Below are 17552 nucleotides of genomic sequence, written 5' to 3'. Positions count from 1 at the left end.
CCGGTCGGTCAGACGGAGAGCGACGCCTGCGCGTAGCTCAGGCGCTTGGCGCGCGGGTAGTGCGTACCGGCACCCTCGACGTGCCCGACGTTGACGACGAGGAGCGACTTCCAGCCGTTCTCCGCGAAGAAGTCGGCGTCGATGCCCTGGGCGTCCATGCCACCCATGGGGCCGGCGGCCAGGCCCGCGGCGCGCAGGCCGACGATCAGGTAGCCGGCCTGGATGAGCGCGTTCATGCGGGCCATCGACTCGCGCTGCTCAGGCTGGCCCTCGAGCGCGTCGGCGAGGGCGGCCATGTGCGGCGCGAGCGTCGGGATGTGCGCGTGGAAGCCGGTGTCGGCGGCGAGGACGAGCGTGACGGGGGCCTCGAGCACCCGGTCGCGGTTGCCCTCGTTCATGTGCGCCGCGAGGCGCCGGCGGGCGTCCGGGGTGCGGACCACGAGCAGGCGCAGGGGGACCGTGTTGAGGGCGGTGGGGCCCCACTTGACCAGGTCGTACACCGCGGCGATCTGCTCGTCGCTGACCTCGTCGGGGGTGAACGCGGCGGCCGTGCGGGCCTCGCGGAACAGGAGGTCCGCGACGTCGTCGCCGACCGCCAGGCCGGAGGTGGGAAAGTCGAGGCCGTCCAGGACTGTGGCGTCAGTGGTCATGTCTCGTTGAAGCGTCAACTATCCATGGTTGTTCCGGGCAGCGAGGTGGCGGTCGTCACACCGTCGCGGCCACCTATCCTGGTGCCCATGGCTGACCCCCTCGTGCTCGGGATCGAGACGTCCTGCGACGAGACCGGCGTGGCCCTCGTACGCGGCTACGACCTGCTGGTGGACGCCGTCGCCAGCTCGGTGGACGAGCACGCCCGGTTCGGCGGGATCATCCCGGAGATCGCCTCGCGCGCCCACCTCGAGGCCATGGTGCCGACCATCGAGCGGGCGCTGGCCACGGCCGATGTCTCGCTCGGCGCGGTCGACGCCATCGCGGTCACCGCCGGGCCCGGCCTCGTCGGACCCCTCACCGTGGGCGCCTCCGCCGCCAAGGCGCTCGCGCTCGCGCTGGACAAGCCCCTGTACGGGGTCAACCACGTGATCGGGCACGCGGTCGTGGACGAGCTCGTGGACGGCGCGTTCCCCGAGCGGGTGATGGCGCTGGTCGTCTCGGGCGGGCACTCGTCGCTGCTGCTGATCGACGACACCGTCAACGTCACCGAGCTCGGTTCGACGCTGGACGACGCGGCGGGGGAGGCGTTCGACAAGGTGGGCCGCCTGCTCGGACTGCCGTACCCGGGCGGCCCGCACATCGACCGGCTCGCCCGCGAGGGGGACCCGACCGCCATCCGCTTCCCGCGGGGCCTGACCGCCGCCAAGGACCAGGCCGCGCACGCCGCCGACTTCTCGTTCTCCGGGCTCAAGACGGCCGTCGCGCGGTGGGTGGAGGCCCGGCAGGACGCCGGCCTGGAGGTTCCGCTCCCGGACGTGGCCGCGTCGTTCGCCGAGGCTGTGGCCGACGTGCTGACCGCCAAGACGATAGCCGCGTGCCGGGCCCACGGCGTGGACACCCTGGTGGTCGGCGGCGGCTTCTCCGCCAACTCCCAGCTGCGGGACATGGCCGCGAAGCGCTGCGCCGAGGCCGGCATCGAGCTGCGCATCCCACCCATCCGCTACTGCACCGACAACGGCGCCATGATCGCCGCGCTCGGCTCGGCCGTGCTGCGTCGCGGGCTGCCGCCGTCGTCGCTGGACCTGCCCGTCGACTCCTCGATGCCGCTCACCCGGGTGCTGGTCTGAGGACCTTCTGCCCTGTCGGCTCGGGAGGCTCCGGCGTGCCATGAGGGGGAGGGGTCGCGCGCCGCGCGGCGCCGGTGCGGAGGCGGTGGGTGTCGTGCGAGGTGGACGAGTCCTGGTGGCGGTGGCCTCGGCGGCGGTGCTGACGGGCTGCGTGACGGTGAACCAGCAGCAGGCCGGTCCCGGCATGATGCACGGTCGCGGGGCGGGCGTCGTCCGCTCGACGTGCACCCCGACCCTCGACCCGGGAGCGACCGTCGCGGTCATGCTCGGCGACGGCCGCATGCTGCGCCGGATGCACCGCAGCAGCGCCGTGCTGCGGGTGATGCCCGCGTCGGTGCCCGAGGGGTCGGTGACTCTGGTCGCCCGGAACCTGGGGCTGCGGACGCACGAGCTCGTGGTGCTCCCGCTGGCCCCCGGCGCGTCCGTCGGTGAGCGGCCGCAGGGCGCCGACGGTTCCGTGGACGAGACCGGCAGCCTGGGCGAGGCGTCGGCACCGTGTGCCGAGGGCGCCGGCGACGGTCTGCCCTCCGGGGCGGTGGGGTGGGTCACGCTCGACCTCCCGGCCGGACGGTACGAGGTCGTCTGCAACCTGCCGCACCACTACGCCGCGGGCATGGCCGACGAGCTCGTCGTCACCGGCGCGCGCTAGGCGACGGTCAGGCGGACGGACCCCTGCGCGCTGCGAGTGCCCCACGCCCGCCACACGCGGGCGCCGAGCAGGAACGGCACCGTGAACACGGCGGCGTAGAACACCAGCGCCTGCCACGTCAGCGTGAAGCTCGTCGAGATGCCGCCGTCGTCGTGGGTGTAGACGACCGTGGCGCCGAGGAACTCCCGCTCGACCGTCCCGCCGCCCAGCTGCTCGAGCGTGTCGAGAGTGCCGAACGTGTAGGCCATGGCGAGGTAGACGACCGCGCCGACGGCCAGTCCTCCCCACACGGCTCCGGTGGTCCAGCGCGGCACCGGTCGGCCGAGCCCGCTCAGGTAGCTCTCCGCGAGCACGCGGGGGTGGCCCAGGTCCGCCACCGCCTGCCGCATGCCGACCTCGGCGGACGCCGCGGTCAGCTCGGTGCGGAGCTCACGGACCACCCGCTTGTACTTCGGGAAGTCCTGCATCGCCCAGCTGAACCGCGTCAGGTAGCGCTCACGGATCAGGGTGTCGCGCAGCGTGGTCATGAGGACTCCTTCGTGGTGGCCCGGGTGAGCAGGTGGTCGACCGTGATGGCGAGCTGTCGCCAGGCGCGGGCCGTGCTCCAGAGCTGCTCCGCACCGGTGCCGGTGGGGAGGTAGTACTTGCGGGCCGGTCCCGCGGTGGACGCGACGAGGCGTGACGAGATCTGCCCGTCGCGCTCGAGGCGGTTGAGCACCGGGTACACCGTCCCGGCGCTGAGGTCGTCGAGGCCGCCGTCGTGCAGGCGGGTGACCAGCTCGTACCCGTAGGACTCGCGCTCGGTCAGGAGCGCGAGCACGAGCATCGGGAGCACTCCCTTGAGCAGCTGTGGGTCGCGGGGCTCGTCCATGACCGACACGCTATTACCTAGTAGTAGGCAATGACAAGTAGTGGGCCACGCCGGGTTCCGGACTAGAGCGGCCGGCCGGCCTGCAGCTCCGCGACGAGGGAGCGCACGACGGCGTCGAGCTCGCCCGCGTGACGCCGGGCGACGGCGCGCTGCCGCTGGTACGACGCCCCGCGGCGCAGGATCACGCGCACCTGCTCGAGCTCGGCGGCGCACCCGAGCCGCTCGGCGACGGGGGCCAGCTCGACGAGCCAGCGACCGATCGACTCCGTGACCAGCTCCTCGTCACCGGCGGCGTTCGTGATGATGATCGCGTCCATGCCGTACCGCGCGGAGCGCCACTTGTTCTCCTGCGCGAACCACGGCGGCAGCATCGGCAGGGGCTCGCCGCGGTCCAGCATCGACGAGAAGTGCTCGACGAAGCAGTGCGTCAGGGCGGAGATCGCCGCCACCTCGAGCAGGTTGGAGGCGCCGTCGGCGATCCGCATCTCCAGGGTGCCGAACCGCGGCGCGGGCCGGATGTCCCACCGGATCTCGTCGAACTGGTCGATCACGCCGGTGTGCAGCATGTCGCCGACGTACTGCTCGAGCTGCGACCACTCCTCGAAGGCGAACGGCAGGCCCGCGGTGGGCAGCTGCTGGAAGAGCAGGGCGCGGTTGGACGCGTAGCCGGTGTCCTTGCCACCCCAGAACGGTGACGACGCCGACAGCGACAGGATGTGCGCGAAGACGCTGAGCATCGCCCGGGAGATGGGCAGCACCTTGTCCCGGTCCTCGATGCCGACGTGCACGTGCACCCCGTAGATGAGCATCTGCCGGCCCCACCACTGCGTCCGGTCGATGAGGGTGGCGTACCGCTGCTTGTCGGTGACCTTCTGCTGCGCCCAGCGGGCGAACGGGTGCGTGGCGCCACCCATGAGCTCGATGCGCAGCGGGGACGCGGCCGCCTCCACCTCGTCGAGCGCGCGCTGGAGGTCGGCCGTCGCCTCGGCGATCGTGCGGCACTTGCCCGAGCGGATCTCGACGGTGTTGAGCAGCAGCTCCTGCGTGATGAGGGGGTGCTCGGAGCCGTCGGCGGGCCGGACGGCCGCCAGGATCGCCTCCGCGGCCTGGCGCAGGTCGCCGGAGTCCGCGTCGACGAGGGCGACCTCCCACTCGATCCCGACGCTCGACCGCTCGGAGTGCGCGAACGGCACCCGCACCGGCGTGGCCATCAGACGGGCTCCACCACGAGCACCTGCTGGCTGCCCGCGACGCGCGTGAGGATGATCGTCCCGGTCGCGCTGCCGCGCAGGTCCAGCTGCCGGCGGAGCTGCTCCGGCACGACGGCGGTCCCGCGCTTCTTGATGGTCAGCTTCCCCACGTCACGCCCCCGCAGGTAGGTGCGGAGCCGCTTGAGACCGAACGGCATGGTGTCGAGCACGCGGTACGCGGTGGCGCTGGGCAACGGGACGAGAGCGTCGGAGGTCACGTACGCGATCGTGGCGTCCACCAGGTGTCCGCGCACCTGGTGCGCGACCTCGCCGACCAGGCCGGCACGGATCACGGCGCCATCGGGCTCGTAGAGGTAGCCGCCGACCGGTCCCACGGAGGGTCGTTCCTCGCTGGTGGCGCGCACCACGTGGGCCTCGCCGGCGCGCAGGACCAGGGCGGACCGGCCGGGACCCTCCGGCGCCAGCGGGCCGAACCAGAGGCCGACCTCGACCACGTCGCCGTCGACCGAGACCCACTGTGCCTGCGCGTCGTCGGGCAGGGCGGTGTGCGGGATGCCGGGGCCGAGCTTGAGGCCGAGGGCGGGCACCCGCGCGCGCACCGCGAGCACCGCGTCCAGGGACGGCTCGTAGGCGGAGGGGTCGAAGACGCGGCTGCCTGACGAGGTCCGGCGGGCGGGGTCGGCGTACACGCCGTCGACGCCTTCGGCCTCGAGGTCGAGCGCGAGCCCGTCGCCGTGCCGCACCTCGGCGTCGGGGAAGTGCCGCAGGTTCACGGTGGCGATCGCCGCGGTGGCCTCGTCGACGTCGATGGCCAGCACCCGCAGCCCGATCCCCGCGAACGCCATGGCGTCGGCGCCGATCCCCGTGGTGAGATCGGCGACCAGCGTGCTGCCGGCGTCACGGAACCGGCGCGCGTGGTGGGCCGCGACCGTGAGGCGGGTCGCCTGCTCGAGGCCGGCGGCGGTGAAGAGCATCCCGTCCGCGAACGTGCCGAACTTCGCGGTGGCCTTCGCGCGCAGGCGCGACTGGGTGAGCGCGGCGGCGACGAGCGCGGGGTCGATTCCCTCGTCGCGCATCCGCTCCGACAGGGCCAGCGTGCGGCTCTCGTCGTACGGCGGCAGAGCGGACAGCAGCGCCCAGCCCGCCGGGCTCAGCAGCTGGGCGATGCCCTCGCGATCCATGCGGCGATCCTCGCACGCACAGACTCGCCAGGACGGTTCGTTGGCACTCGCCTTGACCGAGTGCTAACCGGTTCCTAGAGTGAGTGGCTGGCACTCTCCCGGTGAGTGTGCCAGCAGCGCTCCAGGCCACGGCACCCGCGACGACGTGTCCGAGAGCGCGCACGTACCTCAGAGAACTACTCACATGCGAAGGGGAGGTCCGCTGTGTCGGTCTCCATCAAGCCCCTCGAGGACCGGATCGTCGTCAAGACGCTCGAGGCAGAGGCGACGACCTCTTTCGGTCTCGTCATCCCGGACAGTGCCAAGGAGAAGCCCCAGGAGGGCGAGGTCCAGGCGGTCGGACCCGGCCGTGTCGACGACAACGGCAACCGGATCCCGCTCGACGTCGCCGTCGGCGACAAGGTGATCTACTCCAAGTACGGCGGCACCGAGGTCAAGTACGACGGCGAGGAGTACCTCATCCTCTCCGCGCGCGACATCCTCGCGATCGTCGTCAAGTGAGCTGAGGGGCGCCACGCGCCCCGCTCACTCGCGAAGGCCCCCCACGGCAGCTGCCGTGGGGGGCCTTCGCGCGTCCGGGGCCGGACAGACCGGAGCCCCTCCCTCGATCGTGCCGACGAGGGGAGGGGCTCCGGTGGGCGGCGTCTCAGCCGACGCGGCTGGCGCGACCCCGCTGCGCGAGGACGGCGGAGCGCTCGTCCTCGGAGAGGCCGCCCCACACGCCGTACGGCTCGCGGACGGCCAGCGACTGCTCGAGGCACGCCTTGATCACGGGGCACGTGGCGCAGATCGCCTTGGCCGCCTCGGCCCGACGCCGACGGGCCGAGCCGCGCTCACCCTCCGGGTGGAAGAAGAGGTCCTGGTCCTCATCCCGGCACGCTCCGTCGAACTGCCACTCCCACAGGTCCATCACCGGTCCGGGAAGGCGCGAGATCTCGGCCATGAGTTCCTCCTCTGTCGATCCGCCGCCATCCGCCACGTGGGCGGGTGCGCCGGGAAGTCGTGAACACGGGAACCGGAGGGTGTCCACCGGGGCAACGCGTTGGAGAGGACGTTACAACCGCGCCAGAAGTTGTTCAAGACCCGTTCGCACATTGATTCGGTGGCGCGATTGTGCATGAAGGCCCTGGTCGGCGTGTCGCGGGTCGACGCGCCCGATGAGGCCGAATCGCGCCGGCCTGGCAGAATCGCGCCATGGTGACGCGCGAGGACGACGAACCGACGGGGCCGGTGGCACCACCGACCCCGGCGCTCGCCGTCGCCGCTGTCGCGCGGCGGCTCGGCGTGGCACCCGCGACGCTGCGCACCTGGGACCGCCGGTACGGGCTCGGGCCGTCGGAGCACTCCGCCGGGGCGCACAGGCGCTACTCGGCCGTCGACGTCGAGCGGCTGCTGGTCATGCGGCGGCTCACGCTGGACGGTGTGGCGCCCGCGGAGTCGGCCCGGATCGCCCTGGCGACCGACGTGACCGCCGGAACTCCCGCGCACACCCACGACGGCGTGCCGACCACCCCGACCGCGGTCGTCGACGCAGCCCTCGCCGGTGACGTCGACCGGTGCACGCGGCTGCTCGCGATCGAGGGTGCCGACGTCGCGCTCTGGTGGACGGGGCTGGTGGAGCCGGTCCTGGCGGCCCTCGCTCGCCGCACGGTCGTGGACCCGCCCGGCGTCGACGCGGTCGCCGCGGTGCATGCCGGCGCCCTCGCCGCCCTGCGGGAGCACGCGGTGCCGCCGACGGGAGCGCGTCGGCCCGTCGTCCTCGTGCTCGTCGCGCCCCGGGAGGCGCGGCCGCTGGTCGCGCACGCCCTGGCGGGGGCGCTCGCGGCACACGGTGTCGACGCACGCATCGTCGGAGGTCCGGTGGGTCCGCACCACGCGGTCGAGCTCACGGCCATGACCCGGGCGCGGGCCGTGGTGACCATCGGGCAGCGGTCGGACGCCGATCTCGAGGTGGTCGAGCGGCTCGCGCGGGAGCACCCGGACCTGTCGCAGTTCGTGATGGTGCCGGACGGCGCCGCGGACTCCATGCCGCTGGGCCGGTCCGTGCACCGGGCGCGGACGTTCACGGGCCTGCTCCACGAGCTGCTGGCGGTCGCGACATCGGGCGGCGAGCCCTGACGGCACGGCCGACTGGGGGAGACATTCCACGCAGGCGGCGCAGGGGCGGACGAAGCCCCGCCTGCGGCCGGGTCGATCGACGGTGCGGCTAACTTCGACGAGGCCATCAGCCGATAGAACTCAGGTGCCCCACTCGGGGCCGAGAGGGGAACCAACATGGCGGGAGTCGTGGTCTGTCACGGCTCGGCGGTCGTTCGAGAGCGGCTCGTCGTGACCTCCATCGGCGTGCCCGCGCTCGGCCCGGTCCGGGCGGCGTCGTCGGTCGACGAGCTGCTGAGCCTGGCCCGGCGCATGCCTCCGACGGTCGTCCTGCTCGACGCGCACCTGGCCGCCCCTGGGGCGATCGAGGCCATCCGGCGGCTGCGCGCGGTCGCGCCGGCCGCGGCCATCGTGCTGCTCGCGCTGCCGGACGACACCGTGGCGCTCGACCGTGCGCTCGCGCTCGGTGCGCGGGGCTTCCTCGCCCCGGACGTCGGCCGCGCCGAGCTGTCCGCCGTGGCGGCGCACGTGCTGGCCAGCCCGGTCCTCCCGGCCCAGACGGCCCCGCGGTCGCAGCCCGTCGACGTGCCCAGCCAGGGCAGCTTCCGCGCCGGCGACCTGCGCACGCCCGCCGCCGGTGTGCCCGCGCTGGGCGCTCCCGACGCCAACGGTCCGCCGGTCGGCGTGCCGACCACGGGCGCGATCCCCGGCGTGCCGCTCACCAAGCGCGAGATCGAGGTGCTCACGGGCATGAGCCACGGTCGCTCGAACGCGCAGATCGGCGCCGAGCTGTACCTGTCCGAGGACACCGTGAAGACCCATGCGCGTCGCCTGTTCCGCAAGCTCGGCGCCAACGACCGCGCCCAGGCGGTCGCCATCGGGTTGCGGCGGGGTCTGATCCAGTAGGGCCTGCCCTCAGCACGCGTCCGCCCGCGTATCCTTGCCGGATGACGGAGCACTCGCCTGCCGACCCGTTCGCCCGCATCGGGCTCACCTACGACGACGTGCTCCTCCTGCCGGGGGAGACGGACGTCATCCCGAGCGAGGTGGACACGTCCTCGCGCCTGACGCGCGAGATCACCGTGCGCGTGCCGCTGCTGTCGGCCGCCATGGACACCGTCACGGAGTCGCGCATGGCCATCGCCATGGCGCGCCAGGGCGGCATCGGCATCCTGCACCGCAACCTGTCGATCGAGGACCAGGCCCACCAGGTGGACCTGGTGAAGCGCTCCGAGTCCGGCATGATCACCGACCCCGTGACGGTGGGTCCGGACGCGACCCTCGCGGAGCTGGACCACCTCTGCGGCATCTACCGCGTGTCCGGGCTGCCGGTCATCGACGAGGTCGGCCGGCTGCTCGGCATCATCACCAACCGTGACCTGCGCTTCGTTCCCGCCCAGGAGTTCGAGACGCGCCGCGTGCGTGAGGTGATGACGCCGATGCCGCTGGTCACGGCGTCCGTCGGCATCGCGCGCGACGACGCGGCCGCGCTGCTGGCCAAGCACAAGATCGAGAAGCTCCCCCTGGTGGACGACGCGGGAATCCTGCGCGGACTGATCACCGTCAAGGACTTCGTGAAGTCCGAGCAGTACCCGGACGCGACCAAGGACGGCGAGGGTCGGCTGGTCGTCGGTGCCGCCATCGGGTTCTTCGGGGACGCGTGGGAGCGGGCGACCGCGCTGGTCGAGGCCGGGGTGGACGCGCTCGTCGTCGACACCGCCAACGGGCACGCGCGGCTCATGCTCGACATGGTGCGCAAGCTCAAGTCCGACCCCTCCACCCGCCACGTCCAGGTCATCGGCGGCAACGTCGCGACGACCCCGGGCGCCCAGGCGCTGGTCGACGCGGGTGTCGACGCCGTCAAGGTGGGCGTCGGACCGGGCTCCATCTGCACCACCCGCGTCGTCGCCGGCGTCGGCGTCCCGCAGGTCACCGCCATCTACGACGCCGCCCGCGCGTGCAAGCCCGCCGGGGTCCCGGTCATCGGCGACGGCGGCCTCCAGTACTCCGGGGACATCGCCAAGGCGCTGGTCGCGGGTGCGGACACCGTGATGCTCGGCTCGCTGCTGGCCGGCTGCGACGAGTCGCCGGGCGAGCTCGTGTTCGTCAACGGCAAGCAGTTCAAGCACTACCGCGGGATGGGCTCGCTCGGCGCGATGGCGTCCCGCGGCCGCATCTCCTACTCCAAGGACCGGTACTTCCAGGCCGACGTGTCCTCCGACGAGAAGATCGTCCCCGAGGGCATCGAGGGCCAGGTGCCGTACCGCGGACCTCTGTCCGCCGTGGCGCACCAGCTGATCGGCGGCCTGCACCAGTCGATGTTCTACGTCGGTGCGCACACCATCCCGCAGCTCCAGGACCGTGGGCAGTTCATCCGGATCACGGCGGCCGGGCTCAAGGAGTCCCACCCGCACGACATCCAGATGACGGTCGAGGCACCCAACTACACGGGTCGCTGACCCGGGGGGTCGTCCCGCAGGTGCGTCGCTAGGACGCGACCAGCCGGCGCGGTTCGGCGTCGTCCCGGATCGCGGCCCACACCTCGTCGAGCGAGATCCCCAGCGCGGTTGCGATCGCGGCGATCGTCGAGAACGACGGGGTGGGGATGCGCCCGGTCTCGATCTTGCGCAGCGTCTCGGGGGAGATGCCCGCCGTCAGCGCCACCTCGACCATGGAGCGGTCGGCGCGCGCCTGGCGCAGGAGCGCGCCGAGGCGTTCTCCGCGCTGGACCTCGGCGGGGGACAGGGGGAGTCGGACCATGACTCCGATAGTAATACCGGGATATGATTACCGGTATACCTATTCGACTCCCTGAGAAGGCGGTTCTCATGATCGAGCTCTACAGCCCCGCGGAGCTGCCGCGAGCCCGCGCCAGCGGGGCCTTCGTGGGCGGCGTCCTGCGGCAGATGCGGGAGCGCGTCACGGTCGGCACCAACCTGCTCGAGATCGACGCCTGGGTGGCGCAGCTGATCGCCGACGCCGGCGCGGTGTCCAGCTACGTCGACTATGCGCCCTCGTTCGGGAGCGGCCCCTTCGGGCATGTCATCTGCACCTCGGTGAACGACGCCGTGCTGCACGGGCTCCCGCACGACTACGCCCTGCGCGACGGTGACCTGCTCACCCTCGACCTCGCCGCGGCGCTCGACGGCATCGTCACCGACTCGGCGATCAGCTTCGTCGTCGGTGACGCGGTCGACCCCGTGGACCTCCGCATGATCGAGACCACGCGTCGGGCGCTCGAGGTCGGCATCGCGGCAGCCGTCCCCGGCGCCAGGATCGGAGACCTCTCGCACGCGATCGGCACGGTGCTCACCGCGGCGGGATACCCCGTGAACACCGACCTCGGCGGGCACGGCGTCGGTTCGACCATGCACCAGGACCCGCACCTCCCGAACGCCGGCCGGCCTGGCCGCGGGTACGTCCTGCGTCCCGGCCTGCTCCTCGCCATCGAGCCGTGGGTCATGGCCGACACCGCCACGCTCGTCACCGACCGCGACGGCTGGACCCTCCGGAGTGCCACGGGCGCGCGCACCGCGCACAGCGAGCACACCGTGGCGATCACCGACGACGGGCCGATCGTCCTGACGGCGTAGCTGCCCGCGGGCGGGTGTTGTCCCTCGATACTGGGCCGGTGGACTTCGGGGAGATGCAGACGCAGGCGCGTGCGGTCCGAGCGGCCTACGCCACGCGTGAGGCCGAGAGGTTCGGACGCAGCTGGAGCACCGAGGAGCTGATGCTCGGGTTCCTCGGCGACGTCGGTGATCTGGCCAAGCTGGTGCAGGGCAAGGCGGGGGTGCGGCCGCGCGCCGACCTCGACGAGGCGCTCGCGCACGAGCTCGCGGACTGCCTGTGGTCGGTCATGTCGTTGGCGGACGCGTACGGCGTCGACCTGGAGGCGGCGTTCGGGCGCACGATGGCGGACCTCCGGACGCACCTGGCCGGCCCCGCCACGCCCGAGGGCTAGTCGCGGAACGTCTCGATCTGCGCGCCCAGCTGCACCAGGCGGTCCTGGAGCTGCTCGTACCCGCGGGCGATGATGTCGACGTCGCGCAGCACCGAGGTGCCCTTGGCGGCGAGCATGGCGAGCAGGATGACGACCGCGGGACGCAGTGCGGGCGGGCAGGAGACCTCGGCGCCGGACCAGTGGGTCGGGCCGGTGACCTGGAGCCGGTGGGCGTCGAGCAGGCGGACGTCCGCGCCCAGGCGGGTCAGGTCGGTCAGGTGGATGGCGCGGCCCTCGTAGACCCAGTCGTGGATCAGGGTGGAACCCTCGGCGCACGCCGCGATCGCCGCGAAGAACGGCAGGTTGTCGATGTTGAGGCCGGGGAACGGCATCGGGTGGATCTTGTCGATCGGCGCGCGCAGGTCGCTGGGGTGCACAGTCACGTCGACCAGGCGGGTCCGACCGTTGGCGGCGGCGTACTCGTCGGAGAGCGTGAACCGCAGGCCCATCTCGGCCAGCGTCGCCAGCTCGATCTCCATGAACTCGATGGGCACGCGGCCGACCGTGATCTCCGAGCCGGTGACGATGCCGGCGGTGAGCAGGCTCATCGCCTCGACCGGGTCCTCCGAGACCGCGTACTCCACGTCGGCGTCGATGTCCGCCAGGCCGTGCACGCGCAGGGTCGTGGTGCCGATGCCGTCGATCCGCACCCCGAGGAGCTCCAGGTAGAAGCACAGGTCCTGGACCATGTAGTTGGAGCTGGCGTTGCGGATGGTCGTCACGCCCTCGCGCCGGGCGGCGGCCATGATGACGTTCTCGGTGACGGTGTCCCCGCGCTCGGTCAGGACGACCGCGAGGTCCCGCGCACCGCCGCGGGTCACCAGCCCGTGGTAGTCGCCGGCGGTCGCCGTGACGTCCAGGCCGAAGGGGCGCAGGCCGATCAGGTGCGGCTCGACCGTCCGGGTGCCCAGGTCGCAGCCGCCCGCGTAGGGCAGCCGGAACTCGTCCTCGAGGCCGAGCAGCGGGCCGAGGAACATGATGATCGACCGCGTGCGCCGGGCGGCGTCCACGTCGATCGCCTCGAGCTGGAGGTGCTCGGGGACGACGATCTCCAGGTCGCGGCCGTCCGTGGACCAGGTGGCGCGGACGCCGATCGAGCGCAGGACCTCGACGATCCGGTCCACCTCGACGATCCGCGCGACGTTCCGCAGGCGGGTGGTGCCGCGGTTGAGCAGCGACGCGCACAGGAGTGCGACGGCCCCGTTCTTGCTGGTGTTGACGTCGATCCGGCCACTCAGGGTCTGGCCGCCGTGCACGCGCAGGTGGGTGCGCTGCGGGCCGCCGAGCGTGACGATGGGGGAGTCGAGGGCGGCGCCGATGCGCGTGAGCATCTCGAGGCTGACGTTCTGCGCGCCCTGCTCGATGCGGTGGATCGCGGACTGGCTCGTGGCCAGGCGCTCCGCGAGCTGGGTCTGCGTGAGGCCGCGGTGCTGGCGGGCCGAGCGGACGAGGGAGCCGACGTGCGCGAGCTGGTCCTCGATGATCGGGAGGGCGCCCGTGCTCGTCGGGACCGGGGTGGTCGTCGTGGTCATGGGAAGACGCTAACTCATGGATGAGATATTGCCATCCCCAACGTCCGGATCGAATCGGTCAGACCCGCCCTCCACTGCTGTCGGTAACTCAGCCGCGATATGACGCGCGTCTCACCAGAGCGTGCCCACTGGCTCGCGCGTGGGCCAGACGTGCGAGGCGCCGGGCCCGTCCAGTCCCTGCTCGGCGCGCCACGCGTTGAACCCCTCGGCCCACGCCTGGTGTGCCGTGGACTGGTACTCGTGCAGGGTGTCGAGGTCGAGCGTGGCCAGGTGCGGGAAGCGTCCGACGATCCGCTCGAGCACGTCGAGCGTCGCGACGACGTCCACGTCGGCGGTGTGCAGCGCGCCGGACTCGACCACCTGGTAGAAGCCGCAGAGGTCGACCAGCTTGCGCTTCCCGCGCCGGAGCTGGTCCTCCGCGCGGTCGAGCACGAGCGGGTCGATGACCGGCCGCGCGTCGCTGCACAGGCGGTCGGGCAGCGTCTTCAGCCGGTGGCGCCGCAGCTCCGCGTCGAGCAGGCACAGGTCGAACGCGGCGTTGTACGCCACGACCGGGACGCCGCCCCGGAAGGCCTCGGCCAGGTCGGCCGCGATCTCCTCGAGCGCCTCCCGCGGCGGTCGGCCGTGCTGGCGTGCGTGCTGCGTGCTGACCCCGTGGATGGCGGCGGCGGCCTCGGGGATCTCGACGCCCGGGTTGATCAGCCAGCTGCGGACGTGGGTGCCGGAGGCGTCGCGGCGGACGAGGGCGGCGGTGACGATGCGGTCGGTGTCGACGTCGACACCCGTGGTCTCGGTGTCGAAGCCGAGCAGTGGCCCGTCCGTCCAGCTCATCGTGTCCCGCTCTCGTCCTGCCTGGTGCGTGCAGAGCCAGACTCGCACCGACCTACGACATTGCCGCGGAGGCGGCCCGCGTGCCGCGAGGCAGGGGACAGGTCCCGTGCCCCGGTAGCCTGGCCCGGTGAGCAACGAGATCGAGATCGGCCGCGGAAAGCGCGGACGCCGGGCCTACTCCTTCGACGACATCGCGGTCGTCCCGTCGCGGCGGACCCGGGACCCCGAGGAGGTCTCGGTCGGCTGGCAGATCGACGCCTACCACTTCGACCTGCCGATCATCGCGGCGCCGATGGACTCGGTGATGAGCCCGGCCACCGCGGTCGCGCTCGGTCGGGCCGGTGGGCTCGGTGTGCTCGACCTCGAGGGTCTGTGGACGCGCTACGAGGACCCGGCGCCCCTGCTCGCGGAGATCGCCACCTTCGACAGTGCCCGCGCGACCGCCCGCATGCAGGAGATCTATGCGGCCCCGATCCAGGCGGAGCTCATCACCGCGCGGCTCAAGGAGATCCGGGCAGCTGGAGTCACCGTGGCCGGCGCCCTGTCCCCGCAGCGCACCAACGAGTTCTGGCGCACCGTCGTCGACGCCGGCGTCGACCTCTTCCTCATCCGGGGCACCACCGTGTCGGCCGAGCACGTGTCCGGCCGCGCCGAGCCGCTCAACCTCAAGCGGTTCATCTACGAGCTGGACGTCCCGGTCATCGTCGGCGGCGCCTCGACCTACACGGCCGCGCTGCACCTCATGCGCACGGGAGCGGCGGGCGTGCTCGTCGGCTTCGGCGGGGGTGCCGCGCACACCACCCGGCTGTCGCTGGGCATCCACGCGCCGATGGCGTCGGCCGTCGCGGACGTCGCCGCAGCCCGGCGCGACTACCTCGACGAGTCCGGCGGCCGGTACGTGCACGTGATCGCCGACGGCGGTGTCGGTCGCTCGGGTGACCTGGTCAAGGCCGTCGCGTGCGGTGCGGACGCGGTCATGCTCGGCGCCGCGCTGGCCCGCGCCACCGAGGCGCCCGGTCGCGGCTGGCACTGGGGACCCGAGGCGCACCACCCGCAGCTGCCCCGCGGGGAGCGCGTCGAGGTGGGCACCGCGGGCTCGCTCGAGCAGATCCTCTTCGGGCCGGGGCACACGGCGGACGGCACGCTGAACCTCATCGGCGCGCTCCGCCGGGCGATGGCCACCACCGGGTACTCGGACCTCAAGGAGTTCCAGCGCGTCGAGGTGGTCGTGAGCCCGTACCAGCCGCACTGACGGCGCCCCACCGATCGCCCCCACGGGCCTGTTCGACCTCTGCGCCGCCCGCCGGCACGGATGTCCGAACAGGCCCGTGTCTCGTGATGGCCCGCCGGAAGTCCTAGACGATCTGCGTTTCGCGCTGCTATATGCAAAGACTCGATGTTTGTTTCGCCCTGCTTGAGTCCGAGTCTGCTTGACGTCCTTCGGTCGACTGCTGCATGCTGCATCTCGGCAGGCGTCACCGACGACGTCTGCCGGCACCCGACGTCGACGTCGGCCGTGCCGGGCACGGACGGAGAGGGCGGGGCATGTACGCACAGGAGCGGCACCAGCAGATCCTTCTCCGGGCGCGCGCCGACGGCCGCGTCGATGTCGCCCACCTGGCCGCCGAGCTCGACGTCACCCCCGAGACCGTCCGCCGCGACCTGAGCGCCCTCGAGCGGCTCGGTCTGGTGCGCCGCGTGCACGGCGGGGCCATCCCCGTCGAGCGGCTCGGCTTCGAGCCGGGGATCGCCGACCGGGAGCGCATGCTCGCGGGGGAGAAGGAGCGGATCGCCAAGGCGGCGCTCGACGAGCTGCCCGACGGCGGCGCGATCATCCTCGACGCCGGCACCACGACCGTCCGGCTGGCCGAGATGCTGCCGCAGGACCGCGAGCTGACCGTCGTCACGCACGCGCTGCCGGTCGCGATCGTGCTGGCCACCCGGCCGAACATCACCCTGCACGTCATCGGCGGCACCATCCGCGGCCGCACCCTCGCCGCGGTCGGCACGTGGGCCGAGCGGGCGCTCGCCGACGTGCGCGTGGACACCACCTTCCTCGGCACCAACGGGCTGACCGTCGAGAACGGGCTGACCACCCCCGACCTGGCGGAGGCCGCCGTGAAGCGCGCGCTCGTCGCTGCCGGCCGTCGCACGGTCGTCCTCGCCGACCACACCAAGGTCGGCCGCTCCGACCTCGCCATCGTCGCGCCGCTGTCGGCCGTCGACACGCTCGTGACCGACACGGGCATCAACGCCGAGCTCGCCGACGAGATCGAGTCCGCCGGACCACGCGTGGTCCGGGCCTGACCGACGTACCTCTGCACTGCACAGCACAGCACCGATCGAAGGAGAACGATGAAGGTCTTCCGCTTCTACGCCCCCGGCGACACCCGGCTCGAGGACGCCCCCGAGCCGACCACCGGCGCCGGCGAGGTCAAGCTCCGCGTGCGCGCCTGCTCGATGTGCGGCACCGACGTGAAGATCTCCACCTCGGGCCACCAGCGCATCCGGCCCCCGCGCGTCATGGGCCACGAGATCGCCGGCGAGATCGTCGAGGTCGGCGAGGGCGTGACCGGCTGGGCGCCGGGCGACCGCGTCCAGGTCATCGCGGCGATCCCGTGCGGCGAGTGCGACTTCTGCACCGGCGGACTGGAGACCATCTGCCCGAACCAGGTCTCGATGGGCTACGACTTCGACGGCGGGTTCGCGCCGTTCATGATCGTGCCGCCCGCCGTGCTCAAGGTGGACGGGCTCAACCGGATCCCCGACGGCGTCAGCTACGCCGAGGCCTCCGTCGCCGAGCCGTTCGCGTGCGCGATCAACGCCCAGGAGCTCATCGACGTGCACGACGGCGACACCGTCGTCGTGGTCGGCGCCGGCCCGATCGGCTGCCTGCACGTGCGCCTCGCCCGGGCACGCGGCGCCGAGACGGTCTACCTCGTGGAGCTGAGCCGGGAGCGTCTCGACCTCGCGGCCGAGGTCGTCAAGCCCGACGCGGCGATCTGCGCGGGCGAGGTCGACCCGGTGGCAGCGGTCCTCGAGCTCACCGGCGGCAAGGGCGTCAGCGTCGTCATCACGGCGGCGGCCTCCGGCGCGGCCCAGGAGCAGGCGCTCCAGATGCTGGCGCCGCGCGGTCGGTTCAGCCTGTTCGGCGGCCTGCCCAAGGACAAGCCGACGATCACCCTCGACTCGAACGTCGTGCACTACAAGGAGCTGATGCTCATGGGTGCCAACGGCTCGAGCCCCGAGCACAACCGCCAGGCGCTCGCCATGATCGCGGACGGTCGCGTCCCGGTCTCCGACCTCATCACACACCTCCTGCCGCTCGACCAGGTCGTCGAGGGCATCGACATCGTCCGTGGGGGCACGGGCATCAAGGTCACGATCGAACCCTGACGA

General features: G+C 72.5%; 20 protein-coding genes. 11 read left to right on the top strand and 9 right to left on the bottom strand.

Annotated features, from left to right (window positions below; all coding sequences use genetic code 11):
- Positions 1 to 8: 8 nt before the first annotated feature.
- Complete coding sequence (locus ACO06A_RS03440) at positions 9 to 650, bottom strand: malonic semialdehyde reductase (RefSeq protein WP_421734690.1); 642 nt, start codon at positions 648 to 650, stop codon at positions 9 to 11.
- An 87-nt stretch (positions 651 to 737) separates the two neighbouring features.
- On the opposite strand from ACO06A_RS03440, the gene tsaD reads away from it, so the two are divergent.
- Positions 738 to 1778 (top strand): tRNA (adenosine(37)-N6)-threonylcarbamoyltransferase complex transferase subunit TsaD, encoded by a 1041-nt coding sequence (gene tsaD, locus ACO06A_RS03435; RefSeq protein WP_421734689.1) that lies wholly within the window; start codon positions 738 to 740, stop codon positions 1776 to 1778.
- Between the two features lie 94 nt (positions 1779 to 1872).
- Entirely contained in the window at positions 1873 to 2427 is a 555-nt protein-coding gene (locus tag ACO06A_RS03430) for a hypothetical protein (protein ID WP_421734688.1), read from the top strand.
- Here ACO06A_RS03430 and ACO06A_RS03425 read toward each other — a convergent pair.
- From ACO06A_RS03425 to ACO06A_RS03410, 4 genes are all read right to left on the bottom strand, one after another.
- The gene (locus ACO06A_RS03425; RefSeq protein WP_421734687.1) at positions 2424 to 2954 is read right to left on the bottom strand and encodes a hypothetical protein; all 531 of its coding nucleotides are present in this window, start codon (positions 2952 to 2954) and stop codon (positions 2424 to 2426) included. The genes ACO06A_RS03430 and ACO06A_RS03425 overlap by 4 nt on opposite strands.
- Entirely contained in the window at positions 2951 to 3298 is a 348-nt protein-coding gene (locus ACO06A_RS03420; RefSeq protein WP_421734686.1) for a PadR family transcriptional regulator, read from the bottom strand. Before ACO06A_RS03420 ends, ACO06A_RS03425 begins: the two co-directional genes overlap by 4 nt.
- A gap of 62 nt (positions 3299 to 3360) precedes the next feature.
- Positions 3361 to 4509 (bottom strand): glutamate--cysteine ligase, encoded by a 1149-nt coding sequence (locus ACO06A_RS03415; protein ID WP_421734685.1) that lies wholly within the window; start codon positions 4507 to 4509, stop codon positions 3361 to 3363.
- Positions 4509 to 5690, bottom strand: coding sequence for a THUMP-like domain-containing protein (locus tag ACO06A_RS03410; protein ID WP_421734684.1), 1182 nt, complete (start codon positions 5688 to 5690; stop codon positions 4509 to 4511). The genes ACO06A_RS03415 and ACO06A_RS03410 overlap by 1 nt, the downstream gene beginning before the upstream one ends.
- A gap of 204 nt (positions 5691 to 5894) precedes the next feature.
- On the opposite strand from ACO06A_RS03410, the gene groES reads away from it, so the two are divergent.
- Positions 5895 to 6191 carry a co-chaperone GroES gene (gene groES, locus ACO06A_RS03405; RefSeq protein WP_056089045.1) on the top strand — a complete coding sequence of 99 codons (297 nt, stop codon included), beginning with the start codon at positions 5895 to 5897 and terminating at the stop codon, positions 6189 to 6191.
- Positions 6192 to 6336: 145 nt separating this feature from the next.
- Here groES and ACO06A_RS03400 read toward each other — a convergent pair whose 3' ends face one another.
- Positions 6337 to 6633, bottom strand: coding sequence for a WhiB family transcriptional regulator (locus ACO06A_RS03400; RefSeq protein WP_421734683.1), 297 nt, complete (start codon positions 6631 to 6633; stop codon positions 6337 to 6339).
- Between the two features lie 251 nt (positions 6634 to 6884).
- Between ACO06A_RS03400 and ACO06A_RS03395 the strand changes: the two genes are divergently transcribed.
- From ACO06A_RS03395 to guaB, 3 genes are all read left to right on the top strand, one after another.
- On the top strand, positions 6885 to 7808 hold the full coding sequence (locus tag ACO06A_RS03395) for a MerR family transcriptional regulator (protein WP_421734682.1): 924 nt from the start codon (positions 6885 to 6887) through the stop codon (positions 7806 to 7808).
- A 156-nt stretch (positions 7809 to 7964) separates the two neighbouring features.
- The gene (locus ACO06A_RS03390) at positions 7965 to 8693 is read left to right on the top strand and encodes a DNA-binding response regulator (protein WP_421734681.1); all 729 of its coding nucleotides are present in this window, start codon (positions 7965 to 7967) and stop codon (positions 8691 to 8693) included.
- Between the two features lie 41 nt (positions 8694 to 8734).
- Entirely contained in the window at positions 8735 to 10246 is a 1512-nt protein-coding gene (gene guaB / locus ACO06A_RS03385) for an IMP dehydrogenase (protein ID WP_421734680.1), read from the top strand.
- 28 nt (positions 10247 to 10274) lie between these two features.
- Here the strand turns inward: guaB and ACO06A_RS03380 are convergent, their stop codons facing one another.
- Positions 10275 to 10547 carry a helix-turn-helix domain-containing protein gene (locus ACO06A_RS03380; RefSeq protein ID WP_421734679.1) on the bottom strand — a complete coding sequence of 91 codons (273 nt, stop codon included), beginning with the start codon at positions 10545 to 10547 and terminating at the stop codon, positions 10275 to 10277.
- A 68-nt stretch (positions 10548 to 10615) separates the two neighbouring features.
- Between ACO06A_RS03380 and map the strand changes: the two genes are divergently transcribed.
- The gene (gene map / locus ACO06A_RS03375) at positions 10616 to 11380 is read left to right on the top strand and encodes a type I methionyl aminopeptidase (protein ID WP_421734678.1); all 765 of its coding nucleotides are present in this window, start codon (positions 10616 to 10618) and stop codon (positions 11378 to 11380) included.
- A 38-nt stretch (positions 11381 to 11418) separates the two neighbouring features.
- Positions 11419 to 11751 (top strand): MazG nucleotide pyrophosphohydrolase domain-containing protein, encoded by a 333-nt coding sequence (locus ACO06A_RS03370; protein ID WP_421734677.1) that lies wholly within the window; start codon positions 11419 to 11421, stop codon positions 11749 to 11751.
- Here the strand turns inward: ACO06A_RS03370 and ACO06A_RS03365 are convergent.
- Positions 11748 to 13322, bottom strand: coding sequence for a helix-turn-helix domain-containing protein (locus tag ACO06A_RS03365; RefSeq protein WP_421734676.1), 1575 nt, complete (start codon positions 13320 to 13322; stop codon positions 11748 to 11750). The two genes, ACO06A_RS03370 and ACO06A_RS03365, sit on opposite strands and share 4 nt — an antisense overlap.
- A gap of 111 nt (positions 13323 to 13433) precedes the next feature.
- Entirely contained in the window at positions 13434 to 14153 is a 720-nt protein-coding gene (locus ACO06A_RS03360) for an exonuclease domain-containing protein (RefSeq protein ID WP_421734675.1), read from the bottom strand.
- A 127-nt stretch (positions 14154 to 14280) separates the two neighbouring features.
- On the opposite strand from ACO06A_RS03360, the gene ACO06A_RS03355 reads away from it, so the two are divergent.
- The 3 genes from ACO06A_RS03355 (at position 14281) to ACO06A_RS03345 (ending at position 17549) form a co-directional block, all read left to right on the top strand.
- The gene (locus tag ACO06A_RS03355; protein WP_175348053.1) at positions 14281 to 15405 is read left to right on the top strand and encodes a GuaB3 family IMP dehydrogenase-related protein; all 1125 of its coding nucleotides are present in this window, start codon (positions 14281 to 14283) and stop codon (positions 15403 to 15405) included.
- 293 nt (positions 15406 to 15698) lie between these two features.
- Positions 15699 to 16460 (top strand): DeoR/GlpR family DNA-binding transcription regulator, encoded by a 762-nt coding sequence (locus ACO06A_RS03350; RefSeq protein ID WP_421734674.1) that lies wholly within the window; start codon positions 15699 to 15701, stop codon positions 16458 to 16460.
- Positions 16461 to 16508: 48 nt separating this feature from the next.
- On the top strand, positions 16509 to 17549 hold the full coding sequence (locus ACO06A_RS03345) for a zinc-dependent dehydrogenase (protein ID WP_421734673.1): 1041 nt from the start codon (positions 16509 to 16511) through the stop codon (positions 17547 to 17549).
- Positions 17550 to 17552: the final 3 nt, after the last annotated feature.

The sequence above is a fragment of the Cellulomonas sp. genome (genome assembly GCF_965229465.1).
Classification (GTDB): domain Bacteria; phylum Actinomycetota; class Actinomycetes; order Actinomycetales; family Cellulomonadaceae; genus Cellulomonas.
Note: the sequence above shows the minus strand (reverse complement) of the source record. Positions and strands in the feature narration are given on the sequence as shown.